This window comes from Rodentibacter ratti, assembly GCF_002000485.1.
Taxonomy (GTDB): domain Bacteria; phylum Pseudomonadota; class Gammaproteobacteria; order Enterobacterales; family Pasteurellaceae; genus Rodentibacter; species Rodentibacter ratti.
Genome location: NZ_MLAJ01000003.1, coordinates 144,139 through 160,384 on the forward strand (window position 1 = coordinate 144,139; position 16,246 = coordinate 160,384).

Consider the following 16,246-nt stretch of genomic DNA (forward strand, 5'->3'; position numbering starts at 1 on the left):
GGGTTAATTGAGTGGGCAGTTTAAACCTTAACCTTAGGTTAAGGTCAAGAGCATTTAGAATGTTTATTTTCATGCAAATGTATATCGAGGGAATTCAATAATTAAGTGTAGAAAGGAAATAGCAGCCGGATTGCTAAGCTTACGAGTAAAGTATAGAAGGCTGTACTGTCATGTTTTTGTCATTAAATAACAATAGAATGCTGATATGTAATGACTCAACCCGTTAAGGAAAAATATGAAAAAATTGATTTTATTTGTTTTTATACCGAGTATCGCCATGGCTCATACTTATAGTAGTTCATCTTTTCATGAAGAGCTCAGTACAATAACAACACCAGAAAAAACGTTAAACTTATCTGTTGGAATCGGAAGCGGTGCCTTTCATCGAGCAAATGATCCTGCCGATATTTTTTACACCGTGACTGATAGAGGCCCTAATATTGACTGTGGTGATAGCTATAAAGTTTTAGGGATATCACATTGTTCTAAGGGTAAGATTTTTCCTATACCTAATTTTTCACCAACCATTTACCGATTAAAATTGTCGAAAGACAACAAATCTTCTGCAAAGATTTTGGATAAAATACCGCTCAAAACGCAATCAGGAAAACTTGCCTCTGGCATATCCAATCCAAATACCGAAACAGCGTATGATATTAACAAAAACTTACTCAAGGATGATGTAAACGGTTTTGATACCGAAGCATTGGTAGTAACACAAGCGGGAGAATTTTATCTTGCCGATGAATATGGTCCGAGTATTATTTACGCTGATCAAAATGGAGTGATTAAAAATCGTTTTGTGCCTAATGGTGTAAAATCTGAACTAAACGGTGCGGATTATACTATCACAGAAAATTTACCAGCAGAGTTGAGAAATCGTCAACTAAATCGAGGGTTTGAAGCTCTAGCATTGAGTAAAGACGAAAAGACACTATTTTTTATGCTACAAAGCCCATACGATCCTGGAAAACGAACGGTTACACTCTATTCTATGGATATTCAGTCTCAAACTATTAACGGACAACGGCTATATGAATTAGATACCCCAAATACTTTTCTCAAAGATAATGCTAAAAAAGCACGTATCCAAAATGATGTAAAAATAAGCGAAATAGCAACAATCGGAGACAATGAACTCATCGTTTTAGAGCGGATTAGTAAAACCACTAAATTTTACAAAATTAAACTTAAACCTAGCACAACTGAAAAAACAATAAAGAAAGAATTAATAGTAAACACGGATGATTTGGACAAGTTTCCAACTAAAATCGAAGGATTAGCGATTATTTCACCTCAAGAATGGATTTTAGTTAACGACAATGATTTTGGTATTGAGGGAGATAAAACACGCATTATTCGCTTATCGTTACAGGATAAATAACAAAACATTTCTAACATCACTATAATTAAATCATAAAGGCGTCATTACCAAATGATGCCTTTACTTCACGACTTCTGCCGTATAATTTAATTTATGAATGGCGTTAATCAGTTGTTCATCCGTCACCTTCGAATCTTCCAGCACAGTGACAGTTCTATCCTTTATTGAAGCTTTTGTGGAAATCACACCATCAATATTGCGTAATTCTTTATTCACCAAATAGGCACAAAGTTGGCAAGTCATTTCTTTCACTTTCAATACAATTTGTTTCTCAGCCTTTATCGGCGTATCTTCCGCTTGAACAGAAAATACCGTAAACAATGAAAGTAAAAGAGCGGTCAATAATTTCTTCATTTTTTGTTCCTCATTCTAAAATCCACGGAAGAATCGTCGGATAAGTAAAAAAAAGCAACATAATAATGAAGACGATCCAATAAAGTACAACAAGTTTTCTGCGTGAAATATATTTAGTACAAATGATTTTTTTAGAAAACATCAATAACCAAAAACCATAGGCAAAAGCGCATACTGATACTAAAAGCATAGGAATACGCAAATAATCATATTCGCCCAAGCCCATCAACCAAGTGGATGACACACCGAACACAAGATAAATTAAAGGGGCAATGCAACACAAGGTTGATGCCACTGCCGCACTCAATGCAGTGGCAATGGCAACCCAAAAAGATTTGTTAGCGTTTTTTAGAGACGTAGTCATATTTAAACTCTTTCGGATCAAAGAAATTTAATGGATCACCTCCAATTTCTGCATAGGGATAACCAAAATTATTAATCGGGGCTAATTCCGGTTGTGGATATAAATCAAAATCACGTGCGTGGTTAAATCCTATCCAATTCGCTTCCCAATTGCCGAATAAATATTTTGCGACAGCTTGCGTATCTTTATCTTCGACGGATTTGTTCTCTGCTAATCGCATTTTGGCGACATCTGCAGAATCTACCGGCACCCAACCAAAACCGGCAAGATAAAATTCCGCTCGACAATGTTGTGCGCCACTCACATTTGCTACGCCATATTCATCTGCACTGCCAAAAGCGCCTTTAGAATATTGCCCCATTTTATCCGCCGCACCTAAACGAATACCAAAAATTTCACGCGCCGGAATTCCAGCCGCACGCGCAAGGGCAACAAAAACGGAATTAATGTCGGTGCATTTACCTTTTAACACGCCTGTCGTGAGTATTTTTTCCACATCACCGTCACCGCAACCTAATACGGAGTTGTCACGCTCCATATTTTTCACAATCCATTGATGAATCAACTCCGCTTTCTTCAATGGATTACTCTCTGTTCCAACAATCTTATCGACAAACTGTTTCACAATGCCATCGGTTTTAATGTGTTGGGTGGGTTTCAAATATTCCTGAACATCTACAGAATAACGAATCTCTTTTGGCGGTTGATAATGATCTAATGCCCCTTTTACCATAGGTTCACGATCTTTAGTTTCAATCACCATCGTCACTTTTAAGTCGCGTTTTGCCGCATCTTTATCCCAAGTCGCAAATAAGGTTTTCGCCCCATATTGATTATTTTCTGTCACATAAGCATCAAGATAATTGCCTTCAAAATGGAGGGATTTCACTTGTTGATAATCGTTATTAAACGGTAACGGCACCCATAAATTTGTCTGTCCTTGCGAACCTTTTGGAACGCTCAAATCATAGGTTTGGGTAAATTCATACAAATGGGAATCTGTATTATAGTTTGGTATGTTGATATTGGCATAAGTCAATGCGCTGCACGCAGAAAACATTGCCATGACAATTCGTTTCTTCATGGAAAGATCCTCTAGTTAATAACAGTTAAAACTTAACACATTAGGTAAACTAATATGGACGGCAAATATGCTAACGGATCTCTTCATTATCCGTCAATGTTGTTAATAAAAATTTAACAAATATTTGTTTGGTTAGTATTGATTATATTTTATTAATGGCTCAACCCTATCTAATCCCCCACAGTGTACCAAACCACAACAACAGGCCATCTCCCCAGATTTAATCGTAAATAATGAATGTTGCAACGGTTGTGGTGAATGTAAAATAGCCTGTTTTACCAGTGCGATTACCTTGAAATAAAAACACACTGATTTTTCACCGCACTTTCCTCTTGCAATATTTGACACTGCCAATACTTCTGCCTATTATCCATCCATTATTTCTCTTATTATTACAAAATCTAAATTATGCAAAAAACAGCCTTAAACCTACTCAAAAACGCCCTCACCCAACGCATTTTAATCCTTGACGGTGCAATGGGGACGATGATCCAACAATATAAGCTCACTGAGGCAGATTTCCGCGGTGAGCGTTTTAAAAACAGCCCTATTGATTTACGCGGCAATAACGATTTACTCACGCTTACCCAACCACTATTGATTTCCGCCATTCACGAAAAATACCTTGAGGCTGGGGCGGATATTATTGAAACGAACACCTTCAGTTCCACCACCATTGCCCAAGCGGATTACGATTTACAAGCGGTCGCTTATGAGCTGAATGTTGCAGGGGCAAGATTGGCGCGCCTTGCCGCCGATAAGTACTCCACCCCCGAAAAGCCTCGCTTCGTGGCGGGAATTTTAGGCCCAACTAATCGCACTGCCTCGATTTCACCGAATGTGAATGATCCGAGTTTCCGCAACATTACCTTTATGGAATTGGTCGATGCCTATGCCGAAGCAACGCGCGGTTTGATCGAAGGCGGGGCGGACATCATTATGATCGAAACGATTTTCGACACTCTCAACGCCAAAGCCGCTATTTTTGCCATTGAAACCATGTTTGAAGCATTAGGCGTGGTATTGCCAGTAATGATTTCTGGCACGATCACCGATGCCTCAGGGCGAACGCTCTCAGGGCAAACCACCGAAGCCTTCTACAATTCCCTGCGCCACGCGAAACCGATCAGTTTCGGATTAAACTGTGCCTTAGGACCGAAAGAGTTGCGACCTTATGTGGAAGTGATGTCGAAAATTAGTGAAAGCTACGTTTCCGTTCACCCTAACGCGGGTTTGCCGAATGCTTTTGGTGGCTACGATTTGGGCGCAGAGGAGATGGCAACGCATATCAAATCGTGGGCGGAGAGTGGCTTGGTCAACATTGTAGGTGGCTGTTGTGGCACAACGCCCGAACACATTAAAGCCTTTGCGGAAGCGGTGGCAAACATTCCACCACGCCCCTTACCCGAAATCAAAACCGCAATGCGTTTATCTGGGCTTGAACCGCTCAACATCGATGACAACAGCCTGTTTGTCAATGTGGGCGAGCGCAATAATGTAACGGGATCGGCGAAATTCAAAAAATTGATTAAAGAAGAAAAATTTGCCGAAGCCATTGAGATTGCCATTGATCAGGTGGAAAACGGCGCGCAAGTGATTGATGTCAATATGGACGAAGCCCTGCTCGATTCGCAAAAATGTATGACCCGTTTCCTTAACATTATGGCGACTGAACCCGATGCAGCAAAAGTGCCTGTGATGATCGATTCAAGCAAATGGGAGGTGATTGAGGCAGGTTTGCAAGCGATTCAAGGGAAAGGCATTGTCAACTCCATCTCACTGAAAGAGGGGGAGGAGAAATTTATCCAACAAGCCAAATTGGTGCGTAAATACGGTGCGGCAGTGGTTGTGATGGCGTTTGATGAAGTGGGGCAAGCGGATACCGAAGAACGCAAAGTGGAAATCTGCACCCGTGCCTATCGGATTTTGGTCGATCAAGTCGGCTTTCCGCCTGAAGATATTATTTTCGACCCGAACATTTTCGCCATTGGCACGGGCATTGAAGAACACAATAACTACGGCGTGGATTTTATCAATGCCACAGGGCGAATTAAACGCACCTTGCCACACGCCAAAATTTCGGGTGGCGTGTCAAACGTCTCCTTTTCATTTCGAGGCAATAACCCGATGCGTGAGGCCATTCACGCGGTGTTTCTCTATCACGCCATCAAGCAAGGAATGGATATGGGGATTGTCAATGCGGGGCAGTTGGCGATTTATGACGATCTCGATCCCGAATTGCGTGAAGTCGTGGAAGATGCGGTACTTAACCGCCGTGCTGATGCGACCGAACGTCTGCTGGATTTTGCAGAAAAATACCGCAATCAGACCGCGTCCCACGAAGAAAACAGCATTGCTGAGTGGCGAACTTGGGCGGTGGAAGAACGTTTAAAACACGCCTTAGTGAAAGGGATCACCACCTATATTGTAGAAGACACCGAAGAAGCTCGCCAAAAATTCCCTACACCGCTAGAGGTGATCGAAGGGCCATTGATGGACGGTATGGACGTGGTCGGTGATTTATTTGGGGACGGTAAAATGTTCCTGCCACAAGTGGTGAAATCTGCCCGTGTGATGAAACAATCGGTCGCCTATTTAGAGCCGTTTATCAACGCCACCAAGCAAAAAGGCTCATCAAGTGGCAAAGTAGTGATTGCCACCGTCAAAGGCGATGTGCACGACATCGGCAAAAACATTGTGAGCGTCGTGTTGCAATGTAATAATTTTGAAGTGATTGATCTGGGCGTGATGGTGCCTGCGGATAAAATCATTCAAACGGCGATTGATGAAAATGCGGATATTATCGGTTTGAGTGGTTTGATCACGCCGTCTCTCGATGAAATGGAATACTTTTTAGGCGAAATGAACCGCTTGCAGTTGAACATTCCCGTGATTATCGGCGGGGCGACCACCTCCAAAGAGCACACGGCGATTAAACTTTACCCGAAATATCAACACGAAGTCATTTACACTACCAATGCCTCCCGTGCCGTTACCGTCTGTGCGGCGTTAATGAATCCGGAAACGAAAGCAGAACTGTGGGCGAGAACGAAAAAAGAGTACGAGCAAATCCAGCACGCCTTTGCCAACAAAAAAGCACCTCGTAAGCAGTTGCCCATTGAGGAAGCCAGAGCCAACCGCTTTGATGCGTTCAGCGGCGAATGGGCGGACTACCAAGTGCCAACGCCAAAACAAACGGGCATTGTGGAGTATAAAAATGTGCCGATTGCCACACTCCGAAAATTTATCGACTGGTCTCCGTTCTTTCGGTTATGGGGCTTGATGGGCGGTTACCCTGATGCCTTTGACTATCCTGAAGGGGGCGAAGAAGCCCGCCGAGTGTGGAATGATGCCCAAAAAGTATTGGACGAATTAGAGCAAAATCACAAGCTCAACCCAAGCGGTGTGATGGGGATTTTCCCTGCTAACCGTGTCGGCGATGATATTGAAATCTATCAAAATGCTGACCGCACTTCTGTTATCGGCAAAGCCTATAATCTGCGTCAACAAAGCGAACGAGGCAAAAACAGCAAAAGCCCGTACAATCTTTGTTTGAGCGATTTTATCGCAAGTAAAGAGAGCGGCAAGCAAGATTGGTTCGGTATGTTTGCCGTCTGTGCTGGGATTGAAGAACACGATTTAGTCGAAGGCTACAAAGCCGCAGGGGACGACTACAACGCGATTTTACTGCAAGCGGTGGGCGATCGCCTTGCCGAAGCAATGGCGGAATATCTGCACTTTGAACTTCGCACAAAAATCTGGGGATATAGCAAAGAAACCTTTGAAAACGACCGCTTGATCCGTGAAGACTATGTCGGTATTCGCCCCGCCCCCGGCTACCCAAGTTGCCCAGAGCACACCGAAAAACAGATCATCTGGGATTTACTGGAAGTCGAACAACGCATCGGCATGAAACTCACCGAAAGCTACGCCATGTGGCCTGCCGCCAGTGTGTGTGGTTGGTATTTCACCCACCCTGCGAGTAATTATTTTACTCTGGGGAGAATTGATGAAGATCAGGCTGTGGATTATGCCAAACGTAAAGGCTGGAATGAGAGAGAAATGGTCAAGTGGATTGGGGTCTCGATGGGGTAATTTATATCCGTTATTATTTTTATAATTATAGGGAACCATTTATGAATAAACATATAGAAAAATATTTAGATCTTTATTTATCTAAGGAAGATGTTGAATATGCAACTTTATTAACTGGAAAATGGGGGTGTGGAAAAACATTCTTTATAAAAAATTATATAAAAAATCATGATGAAAAACATAAATTTGTTTATGTAAGTTTATTTGGATTAAAAGATATTACAGCGGTAAATCAAGCTATTTTTCAAGAATTACATCCTTTTTTATCCAACAAAAGAATAAAGTTTTTAGGAGGTGTTTTGGCATCAGTTATAAAACTAGGATTTAAAGTTGATTTAGTTGGAGATGATAATAAAGAAACAACAATCAATATTGATCCTAGTAAGCTAAACCCTTTTGACGCTCAATCTAACAAAGATTTAGTTTTCATTTTTGATGATCTTGAAAGAACAATGCTACCTTTATCTGAAATTTTAGGATTTATAAACTTATTTTGCGAAAAACAAAATGTAAAAGTTATTGTAATCACAAATGAAGACGAGATAGAGGATGACAAAAAGATTTATAAGAAGTTTAAAGAGAAAGTTATTGGAAAAACATTTAACATATCTAATAACATTGAAGATTACTGGAACAATTTTAATGAAAAATATGAGGAAATATTTAAACAATACAGCAAACTAATCAAATCAATATTTGAAACTATTGGTGATGGGAATTATAGAAATTTAAATCAAACTATAGAAAACTATATTGATTTTACCCGAGGGATCAATCCTAAGTATTTTGAAAATCCTGATTTCACAAGACTACTTACTGAACAGTTTTTTACATTATCATTAGATTATAGAAAAGAACATGATATAACTAAAACATTTGACTCACTAAAAGAAAAAAATTCAGTTCTTTATTATCAACTCATCTTTGAAAAAGAAATTTGGAAAAAAATAATTACTGATTTTTATATTAATTTCGATGAACTAAATGAATTAATATCATCATTTCCTATGTTTAGAAAAGAAGGAAAAATGCCATCATGGAGGAAATTATGGCATTATAGAGAATTAAATAATGAAGAATTCAACGAATACCTTAATGACGTAAAAACAAATTTCATAGAAATAAAATATGATAACATTGGAATCATAATGCACGCCGTCAGCATGCTTATATTTTTCATAAAAAATAACCTATGTAAAGAAATGTCAATGAGTGATATAGAAAATAAAATCTCTGAGTATTTGGTTTTATATAAGGATAAAAAACAATTATTAGATATTAGATTTACCAGAATAAATGGAACAGGGTTAGGGTATCTTAATGAAGATGACCATGATTTTATTAGAATTAGAAAAAATTTCTTTAATAATTTAGAAAAACAAAATGACGACATAAAAGCTGATAAGACTATTGAAGAATTTTACAAGTTATTAGAGTATATTAAAATTGGCGATTGGGAAAATACCTATAAAGAATATAAAAAATACCAATTTATTTCTTTCCTTAGAAAAGAGCATGCAATTAAAGTTATGGATATTTTAGAAAATAATTTTCAATGGCTATATAACTTTTGCTATTTTCTTGATGAGAGATACTCAGAAAATCATTATATTGATGGTATATCTTTGGCAAACCATCTTAATTCCGAAGAGAGTTTCATTGATGAAATTATATCCCAGTTATCTGCCTATTATCAGAAAAAAAATCTTGAACCATTTGAAAACTTCAAATTAAATGAAATTCTAGATATGTTAAATCTGAAAAAGGAGAGATTCAAAAAATAATGCTATTAAGCACATCAATACTCTGTATTTTATACTAGTGTAAAAGTAAAAGATTATAAAAATAACTCTAACACCAGTACTAGGTAGATTATTTGTATTTTGGCATAGTAGATAAAATTTAGCTAAATCCTACTGCTTGTCTAGTACCTCTAACGTATAGGTTACACATACAAGCCCCTCTGGGGCTTTTTTACTTCTAGTTTGCGATCTCCATCGAAAAATCCCTCATTTCCATTCGACAATTCCCCTACAAGCGGTTAAATTTATCCAAAATTTTGTAAGGAATAACTTATGACTAAACTAATTCGCAACAGCACCGCTGAATTTTTGATTTTTACCAATCAAGCTGGTGATCAAAGCATTGAAGTGCGGTATGAAGATAACGAAATTTGGCTGACGCAAAAACGTATTGCTGAGCTTTTTGAAGTGAATGTGCGTACGGTAAATGAACATTTAAAAAATATTTTTGATAGTGAAGAATTAAATGAGCTTTCAGTTATCCGGAATTTCCGGATAACTGCCACAGACGGCAAAAACTACAACACCAAACATTACAACCTTGACGCAGTGATTTCCGTTGGGTATCGGGTTAATTCCGTGCGAGCAACGCAATTTCGTCAATGGGCGACACAAGTATTGCGTGAATTTGCTCAAAAAGGCTATGTGCTAGATCGTGAACGTATGGAAAACGGTACTTTCTTAGGCGAAGATTATTTTGAACGTTTATTGGAAGAAATCCGTGAAATTCGCCTATCCGAACGCCGTTTTTATCAGAAAATTACCGATATTTACGCCACAGCAGTTGATTACAATAAAAATGCACCTACGACTAAAACATTCTTCGCTACCGTGCAAAATAAATTACATTACGCTATTCATCAACATACTGCCGCTGAATTAATTGTGGAACGAGCCGATAGCGATAAACCAAATATGGGGCTAACAACTTGGGCAAAGTCCCCAGATGGCAAGATTTTAAAAAGCGATGTTTCAGTGGCAAAAAATTATTTAAGTAATGAAGAATTGAAAGATTTAGGGGCAATCGTCAACGCATTTTTAGATTTAGCCGAACGCCGAGCTAGACGACAAATTCCAATGACAATGGAAGATTGGGCGAAACGATTGGATATTTTCTTAAATGCGGACGAATTACCCATTTTAGACGGCAAAGGCAAAATCAGTTTCGATGAAGCCAAATTATATGCTGAAACAGAATTTGAAAAATACCGTGTGATTCAAGATCGCAATTTTGAAAGTGATTTTGACCGCTTGTTGAAAAATCATTCCAAGACTTAAGAAATAAACAATATGGTTTCTAATTTTGGGGCTGTCCTAGATAACCAGACTAAACTTCCTCTAACTAATTGTTTTAAAAGGAAATTTGAGATTTTAAGTCACTGTGATTAAAACGCCATTCACATTCCTTCAAATACAGCTCAAAATGGGCTTTCGGAATGCCGTTAAACTTGCGTAAATGGCGTTTTGCCTGGCTCCAAAAATTCTCTATTCCGTTAATGTGATTTTGATTTTCAGCGAAGTGTGTGCTGTGATTGATGCGAAAATGATTAAATTCACTCACATCAAGTACATCATAGCTTCGATAAAAATCGGTGTAAACAATGCTGTCGGGCTTCACTTTTTCCCGAATAATCGGCAAAAGTGTCGCAGATTGCGTATTCGGTACGACAACGGTATAAACCTTACCGTCCCGCTTTAAATGCCCGAATACCGCAGTTTTACCTGCTGTACCACGACCTCGCTTACCTTTGCGATGACCGCCGAAATAGCTTTCGTCCGCTTCAATTTCGCCCTCAAACATTTCCAAATGAGGGCTATGTTGATAGATGAGCAATCGCAAGCGGTGGAAATAATAGGCTGCCGTGGTTTTGTTTACATTGACCAACTCAGCCGCTGTTCGGGCAGTTACCCCTGCGACAAACAGTTCAATGAGTTTATGTTGTTTGTACTGACTTAGACGACTTTTTCTCATTGGGTTATCTTAACCTAAATGGAGTTTTAGTCGTTATCTAGGACAGCCCCCTAATTTTTTATATTTTCCTATAAATAGGAAGTCAATTTCTAAGCGTCATTTTCTCAAACTTGCACTCTCTCCGTTTTCCGCTATCATACGCCACCTGATTTCCCATTTATTGTTTGACGATGAACAAACTTAAACAACTTTTCCTTTTAGCTACTCTCTTCGTGCTCTTTGCCTGTACCACACAACCGCCGAAAAAGCCCGTTAAAACCCGTTTCTTAAAAGAAAATATCACCCAAGCGGAGCTCAATAATCCCACCGCTTATAAACGCTATTACTATATTTGTCAAAATATCGAAACTCAATCTACTTCTTATTTAACAACCTATTTCCCGCTTTCGAGAGAGAGCCGTTTGAAAGAGAATTTTGGGATTTATTTTCAGTTAGATGGGGGTAAGGCAGTGCCGTTTGATCATATTGAGAACCGAGCGTTAAATACACGCGGTTCGAAATTTGAGGTTATTTACCGTTCCTATCAGCCGATTGAGGGGAGTGTTGTAGATTTAGTCGCGCGCCAACATAGTTCGACTTATTATAAAAACGATCAAGGCACACAGGTGCGTTGGCTAAGTTGTAAAGAAGGTTAGCGATTGTATGGTTGATTTCCCAAATGGGAAATTAACGTCCAATTTTCCTAATAATCCAAGAAGTTGGGATTAGCTTTCCAACTTCTCTACCCTAAACATCTCTTTTCTCTCTAAATCAAATTCGGCACGCACGCCAAAGGCTTTTGCAAGATTTTCCGCATTTAGCACCGCTTGCGTTTCGCCACTGGCTAGCACTTTGCCTTTATCCAGCAAAATCACTTCATCACAAAATTGATACGCCAGTGATAAATGATGGATTGCCGCCACGCACGTCTGTTTGGGCGTGAGGGATTTAAGTTGTTCCATTATGTCGATTTGATAATAAGGATCGAGCGGGGCGATCGGCTCATCAGCAAGCAGTAATGGCGCATCTTTAATACAGCAGCGCGCCAGTTGCACACGGGCTTTTTCACCGCCTGAAAGTCGCTGAAAGGGTTTATCCAATAAGGCAGAAACAGAAAATCGCGCTGAGATCGACCGCACTTTTTCCTGCTCTTTTGCAGGGCTAAGGGGATAAGGCAGCCCTAGGGCGATCACCTCATAAGCGGACAAATCCCAGTGAATTGCGGTATTTTGGGCAAGATAGGCGAGCTGTTCGCTTTTTTGCTGGGCGTTCATTTCGCTTAATTTGCAAGTATTTAGCCAAATTTGACCGCTTGCAAGCGGTAAGATCCCCGCAATACTTTTCAACAAGGTCGATTTCCCTGCGCCGTTTGCCCCCATAATGCCGACTAATTTTCCTTGCGGAATATGGCAACTGACATTGCTTAAGGCGTAGGGCTGGCTTACATTTTCAAGGTTAATCACGGGCAAGCCTCCGTTGTTGTGTGAGTAAAATCCAAATTAGCACGGGTGCGCCAATAATGGCGGTAAGTGTGCCGATGTAGATGTGTGAGAAAAGCGCGAGATATTGCACACAGAGATCGGCGATGAGCAGCAATAAAGCGCCGATTAACGCACTGCTCACATAAAGCTGAGAGGGGCGTTTTTTGAGTAACATTCGGGCAAAATGGGGGGCGATTAAGCCGATAAAGCCTATCGTCCCCGTTTGTGGAATGGTTGCGCCAACCAGCAATGCCACGCCTAATGCGGTGATAAAAAAGCTCCGTTTGGGGTTAATGCCCATTGTGGCGGCGGTTTCTTCGCCAAAGGTGAGAACATCAATATAACGCCGTTGCTGAAAAAGGCAAAAGCCACCGAGCAAGAGAATCGGGAACGATAAAAGTAACGTATCCATTTTTGCCCACACTAACGAGCCTTGCAGCCAGCGATAGAGTTCTGCCAATGCCCACGGGCTTTCGGCGTTGGAGAGTAAAAGGGCGATTGCTGAGCCGAGTAGCATATTCACTGCCACGCCACTTAAAATCATCACCGTTGCGCCTTGTTTGTGTGCAATGAGATAGACCAACGTAAAACTGGCTAATGCCCCAAGTACGCCACCGAGCAGCAACAGGCTGGCAGGGAGGGAAAAATAGTAGAGCAAAAAAACGCTCGCGGTGGTTGCCCCATTGGCGCTGCCGAGCAATCCCGGGCTGGCGAGGGGATTTTGAAAAACCGCCTGCATCGCATTGCCCGCCAGCGCTAAACTCACACCTGTCAGCACCGCCAAGAGTATGCGAGGCAGGCGAATATCCCAGATCACAAGAGGGCGCATATCCGTTAGCACGCCATCGGCATTTTTTAACTGCGCAAAATCACCGAGTTGGTGGTAAAGCGTCCAGATAACAATCAATACTAAGCATAGAAAAAGCAATAGGTTAAGGTATTTTTTCATAAAAGTGCGGTTATTTTTCTTTATGTTTATGGGTGAAGATCAATTTCTTACCGTACATCGTCATATGCTAATTCCTTTTCTGTAAGTTATGGTATTGCTGGGAAATCAGTTCTGCCCCTTGCCAAATACCGTGGTCGAAGCAATAAGTGTATTTCATTGGAATCCGAAAGTGCGGTCGGTTTTTAAAAAGTTTTTGTAAAATCGGATGATTGAGTAGCTCTGCCTGTTCGTTATAGCTTTGTTTATCTGAAATTTCAATCAGTACATTGGGTTGGGCGAGCAACATTTTTTCGAGGGAAAAATTTTGTCCGGTTAAAGACATTTTCAATGGGGTTAATCCAAGTAAATTCAACAAAGCGGAATATTGCGGGAAATTGCTTTCCACGACACCTGTATCTGACAGCATTAAAGTATCTGTGAGAGATTGATTTAGCTTGAAATTTTGCGATTTCAAGGTTTTCACCAAATGCTCAGCATGAATTTCATTGCCTGTGATTTTGCCTAGTTTCAACATCAACGTAAAGAGTTCATCAGGCGTTTGTGGGTCATCATTAATGGGAATCACTTTTGCCCCGAGTTTTTTCAACTCTGCCATCAGTTGAGGGTAGAAGGTTTCATTGAGCAGTATGGTTTTATCTAAGTAAGGTAATAATGCGGTGAGTTGCGGTTCGAGAGTCGGTTTATCGGTATTGACTTTATCTAACATCATCAGCGGATTTTTGGAATAAGTTGATTGCGCTGCAATTTGGTCAGGGTGGGCTAATTCTGCCAAAAGCCGATCACTGCATAAGGTTAGCGAAACAAATTGTTCGCCATAAGAGGAAAACGAAAGAAAAAGAGCGGTTGAAAAAACAAAAAATTTAAACATAGCTGACTAATTTAGTATCACATCAACGGCGACATTATTTATAAACATCCATTTTTATCTCATAAAACATGGATTTTTCGACCCAGATCGCAAAAGTGCGGTCGATTTCTTGTTTATTTTCATAGAAATAGAAAAAATACTGACGTTGATTTTATCAACATTCTCACTATTAACAAGGAAACACTATGAAATTAATCAAAACCCTAATCAGTTCAACCCTTTTGGGCTGTGCACTATTTAGCACAAGTTCATTTGCTGAAGAAAAAGCAGTGGAGTCAATGAAAACTCAAACTGAGATTACTGAAAATACTCCCTCAAAAAATATGGGGGATAAGCTCAATATCAATACAGCTACCGCAAGTGAAATTCAGAAATCTTTGATCGGAATCGGAGCAAAAAAAGCAGAAGCCATTGTTCAATATCGTGAAAAGTATGGTAATTTCACTACTGCGGAACAGCTACTTGAAGTACAAGGAATAGGCAAAGCAACCCTTGAGAAAAACCGTGATCGCTTCACTTTTTAATAAATATTGAAATATTCAAAGGTCGCAATGTGCGACCTTTTATTCTTTAAAGAGATTATTTACTGTAATTGACACAAATAATCTGCGCAGCATTATAAAGCGTAGTATTAGGTGTTAAGCGAATACTATGTTTTTCCTGTTTTTTCGGTGCTGCACGTAGCCCTACCCCCCAAAACTCATCATAGAAATCCGTACGTACTTGTGTTAAACGATAATTTTTACAGTTCAAAATTTTATATTGACGAACAGAACGCGCATATCGTTTTGATTCTTTAGGGTAAACATATAGACCTCGGTCTAAATTAATGACTGCGTCAAAATGCACTTCTTTAGGTTCTTCGTTATCAACCCAAATAGAATCCGTATCAATATAGTAATTGACATCTTTTACCAAGCGTACATAGCCTTTACGATCTGTTGTGGGTGGAGTGAGCTTAACATCTTGGTGTTCAACGTTTTTTTGTGCCGGAACAGTACAAGCGGCAAGTAGCGCGACAGGGAAAATTAAAATCAGTTTTTTCATTATTTACTCCTTAGCCTAATGTTAGCCGGTAGTTAATTAAAATTTAACGGTATGTCCGTAGCCTTCTAAAATGGATTTTATATGCTCGAGTGATTCACGTGTCGGCGGCATCACATCTTCAAGCTCATAATCAAATCCGAGTGTTTTCCATTTATGGGCTCCGAGTCGATGATAAGGCAATAACTCGACTTTCTCGATATTTTCCATTCCCTCAATAAATTGTCCAAGTAAATGGACATCATGATCACTATCTGTATAACCCGGCACCACCACATAGCGAATCCATGTTCTTTGATTACGCTTTTGTAAATATTTCGCAAATTCCAAAGTTCGTTTATTAGGGACGCCAATTAAATTTTGGTGAACCTGATCATTTAATTCTTTTAAATCAAGTAACACAAGATCGGTTACATCAAGTAATTCGTCAATAATATGATCATAATGGCGGACAAAACCATTGGTATCAAGACAGGTATTAATTCCCTCTTTTTTACAAGCTCGAAACCAATCCCGCACAAATTCCGCCTGAAGAATCGCCTCACCACCCGATGCGGTTACACCACCGCCCGTGGCATTCATAAAATGGCGATAACTCACCACTTCTTTCATTAATTCTTCAACACTGATTTCTCTACCGCCATCTAAATCCCATGTATCACGGTTATGGCAGTATTTGCAACGCATAAGACAACCTTGCATAAACAAAATAAAACGAATGCCCGGACCGTCCACCGTACCACAAGACTCAAATGAATGAATTCTTCCTAAAACAGACATAATAAACTCACAATTTAAAATATAGCTAAATTTTATCAGAATATGACAACATAAAAAATGAGCCTGAGTAAAATCAGGCTCATCATTGTT

At 39.8% G+C, this 16,246-nt stretch carries 14 protein-coding genes and 2 pseudogenes; 7 read left to right on the forward strand and 9 right to left on the reverse strand.

What is annotated here, in order from left to right; all coding sequences use genetic code 11:
- Positions 1–235 precede the first annotated feature (235 nt).
- Positions 236–1,384 (forward strand): esterase-like activity of phytase family protein, encoded by a 1,149-nt coding sequence (locus BKG94_RS03760; RefSeq protein WP_077434355.1) that lies wholly within the window; start codon positions 236–238, stop codon positions 1,382–1,384.
- A 60-nt stretch (positions 1,385–1,444) separates the two neighbouring features.
- Here the strand turns inward: BKG94_RS03760 and BKG94_RS03765 are convergent, their stop codons facing one another.
- From BKG94_RS03765 to BKG94_RS03775, 3 genes are read right to left on the reverse strand one after another with little or no spacing between them, the layout of a single operon-like run.
- Entirely contained in the window at positions 1,445–1,738 is a 294-nt protein-coding gene (locus BKG94_RS03765) for a heavy-metal-associated domain-containing protein (protein WP_077434357.1), read from the reverse strand.
- Between the two features lie 10 nt (positions 1,739–1,748).
- Entirely contained in the window at positions 1,749–2,102 is a 354-nt protein-coding gene (locus BKG94_RS03770; protein ID WP_077434359.1) for a hypothetical protein, read from the reverse strand.
- Entirely contained in the window at positions 2,077–3,186 is a 1,110-nt protein-coding gene (locus tag BKG94_RS03775) for a transglutaminase-like domain-containing protein (RefSeq protein WP_077434361.1), read from the reverse strand. Before BKG94_RS03775 ends, BKG94_RS03770 begins: the two co-directional genes overlap by 26 nt.
- Before the next feature lie 178 nt (positions 3,187–3,364).
- Between BKG94_RS03775 and BKG94_RS03780 the strand changes: the two are divergent.
- The 4 genes and pseudogenes from BKG94_RS03780 to BKG94_RS03795 all read left to right on the forward strand — a co-directional run.
- Positions 3,365–3,487, forward strand: a pseudogene (locus tag BKG94_RS03780) (4Fe-4S binding protein); the annotation flags it as partial.
- A gap of 107 nt (positions 3,488–3,594) precedes the next feature.
- The gene (gene metH, locus BKG94_RS03785; protein WP_077434363.1) at positions 3,595–7,281 is read left to right on the forward strand and encodes a methionine synthase; all 3,687 of its coding nucleotides are present in this window, start codon (positions 3,595–3,597) and stop codon (positions 7,279–7,281) included.
- Positions 7,282–7,322: 41 nt separating this feature from the next.
- A complete protein-coding gene (locus BKG94_RS03790) occupies positions 7,323–9,065 on the forward strand; it encodes a P-loop NTPase fold protein (RefSeq protein WP_077434365.1) in 1,743 nt (580 codons plus the stop codon).
- Positions 9,066–9,356: 291 nt separating this feature from the next.
- Positions 9,357–10,361, forward strand: coding sequence for a virulence RhuM family protein (locus BKG94_RS03795; RefSeq protein WP_077434367.1), 1,005 nt, complete (start codon positions 9,357–9,359; stop codon positions 10,359–10,361).
- Here BKG94_RS03795 and BKG94_RS03800 read toward each other — a convergent pair.
- Positions 10,358–11,055 (reverse strand): annotated as a pseudogene (locus tag BKG94_RS03800) (IS1595 family transposase). The gene BKG94_RS03795 and the pseudogene BKG94_RS03800 sit on opposite strands and share 4 nt — an antisense overlap.
- 170 nt (positions 11,056–11,225) lie before the next feature.
- Here BKG94_RS03800 and BKG94_RS03805 point away from each other — a divergent pair.
- Positions 11,226–11,690, forward strand: coding sequence for a hypothetical protein (locus BKG94_RS03805; RefSeq protein WP_077434369.1), 465 nt, complete (start codon positions 11,226–11,228; stop codon positions 11,688–11,690).
- Between the two features lie 69 nt (positions 11,691–11,759).
- Here the strand turns inward: BKG94_RS03805 and BKG94_RS03810 are convergent, their stop codons facing one another.
- The 3 genes from BKG94_RS03810 to BKG94_RS03820 form a co-directional block, all read right to left on the reverse strand.
- A complete protein-coding gene (locus BKG94_RS03810; RefSeq protein WP_077434371.1) occupies positions 11,760–12,497 on the reverse strand; it encodes an ABC transporter ATP-binding protein in 738 nt (245 codons plus the stop codon).
- A complete protein-coding gene (locus BKG94_RS03815) occupies positions 12,490–13,464 on the reverse strand; it encodes a FecCD family ABC transporter permease (protein ID WP_077434373.1) in 975 nt (324 codons plus the stop codon). Before BKG94_RS03815 ends, BKG94_RS03810 begins: the two co-directional genes overlap by 8 nt.
- Positions 13,465–13,531: 67 nt before the next feature.
- Positions 13,532–14,332, reverse strand: a complete 801-nt coding sequence (locus BKG94_RS03820; protein ID WP_077434375.1) for a TroA family protein — start codon at positions 14,330–14,332, stop codon at positions 13,532–13,534.
- A 185-nt stretch (positions 14,333–14,517) separates the two neighbouring features.
- On the opposite strand from BKG94_RS03820, the gene BKG94_RS03825 reads away from it, so the two are divergent.
- Positions 14,518–14,856: a helix-hairpin-helix domain-containing protein gene (locus BKG94_RS03825; protein ID WP_077434377.1), complete on the forward strand. Its 339-nt coding sequence runs from the start codon at positions 14,518–14,520 to the stop codon at positions 14,854–14,856.
- A 55-nt stretch (positions 14,857–14,911) separates the two neighbouring features.
- On the opposite strand, the gene BKG94_RS03830 is transcribed toward BKG94_RS03825, so the two are convergent.
- Positions 14,912–15,379 carry a surface-adhesin E family protein gene (locus BKG94_RS03830; RefSeq protein WP_077434379.1) on the reverse strand — a complete coding sequence of 156 codons (468 nt, stop codon included), beginning with the start codon at positions 15,377–15,379 and terminating at the stop codon, positions 14,912–14,914.
- Between the two features lie 36 nt (positions 15,380–15,415).
- On the reverse strand, positions 15,416–16,156 hold the full coding sequence (pflA, locus tag BKG94_RS03835; RefSeq protein WP_077434381.1) for a pyruvate formate lyase 1-activating protein: 741 nt from the start codon (positions 16,154–16,156) through the stop codon (positions 15,416–15,418).
- Positions 16,157–16,246 lie beyond the last annotated feature (90 nt).

Coding starts and splice junctions, on each gene's coding strand:
- BKG94_RS03760 (WP_077434355.1), top strand. CDS start 236: ATGAAAAAATTGATTTTATTTGTTTTTATACCGAGTATCGCCATGGCT.
- BKG94_RS03765 (WP_077434357.1), bottom strand. CDS start 1,738: ATGAAGAAATTATTGACCGCTCTTTTACTTTCATTGTTTACGGTATTT.
- BKG94_RS03770 (WP_077434359.1), bottom strand. CDS start 2,102: ATGACTACGTCTCTAAAAAACGCTAACAAATCTTTTTGGGTTGCCATT.
- BKG94_RS03775 (WP_077434361.1), bottom strand. CDS start 3,186: ATGAAGAAACGAATTGTCATGGCAATGTTTTCTGCGTGCAGCGCATTG.
- metH (WP_077434363.1), top strand. CDS start 3,595: ATGCAAAAAACAGCCTTAAACCTACTCAAAAACGCCCTCACCCAACGC.
- BKG94_RS03790 (WP_077434365.1), top strand. CDS start 7,323: ATGAATAAACATATAGAAAAATATTTAGATCTTTATTTATCTAAGGAA.
- BKG94_RS03795 (WP_077434367.1), top strand. CDS start 9,357: ATGACTAAACTAATTCGCAACAGCACCGCTGAATTTTTGATTTTTACC.
- BKG94_RS03805 (WP_077434369.1), top strand. CDS start 11,226: ATGAACAAACTTAAACAACTTTTCCTTTTAGCTACTCTCTTCGTGCTC.
- BKG94_RS03815 (WP_077434373.1), bottom strand. CDS start 13,464: ATGAAAAAATACCTTAACCTATTGCTTTTTCTATGCTTAGTATTGATT.
- BKG94_RS03820 (WP_077434375.1), bottom strand. CDS start 14,332: ATGTTTAAATTTTTTGTTTTTTCAACCGCTCTTTTTCTTTCGTTTTCC.
- BKG94_RS03825 (WP_077434377.1), top strand. CDS start 14,518: ATGAAATTAATCAAAACCCTAATCAGTTCAACCCTTTTGGGCTGTGCA.
- BKG94_RS03830 (WP_077434379.1), bottom strand. CDS start 15,379: ATGAAAAAACTGATTTTAATTTTCCCTGTCGCGCTACTTGCCGCTTGT.
- pflA (WP_077434381.1), bottom strand. CDS start 16,156: ATGTCTGTTTTAGGAAGAATTCATTCATTTGAGTCTTGTGGTACGGTG.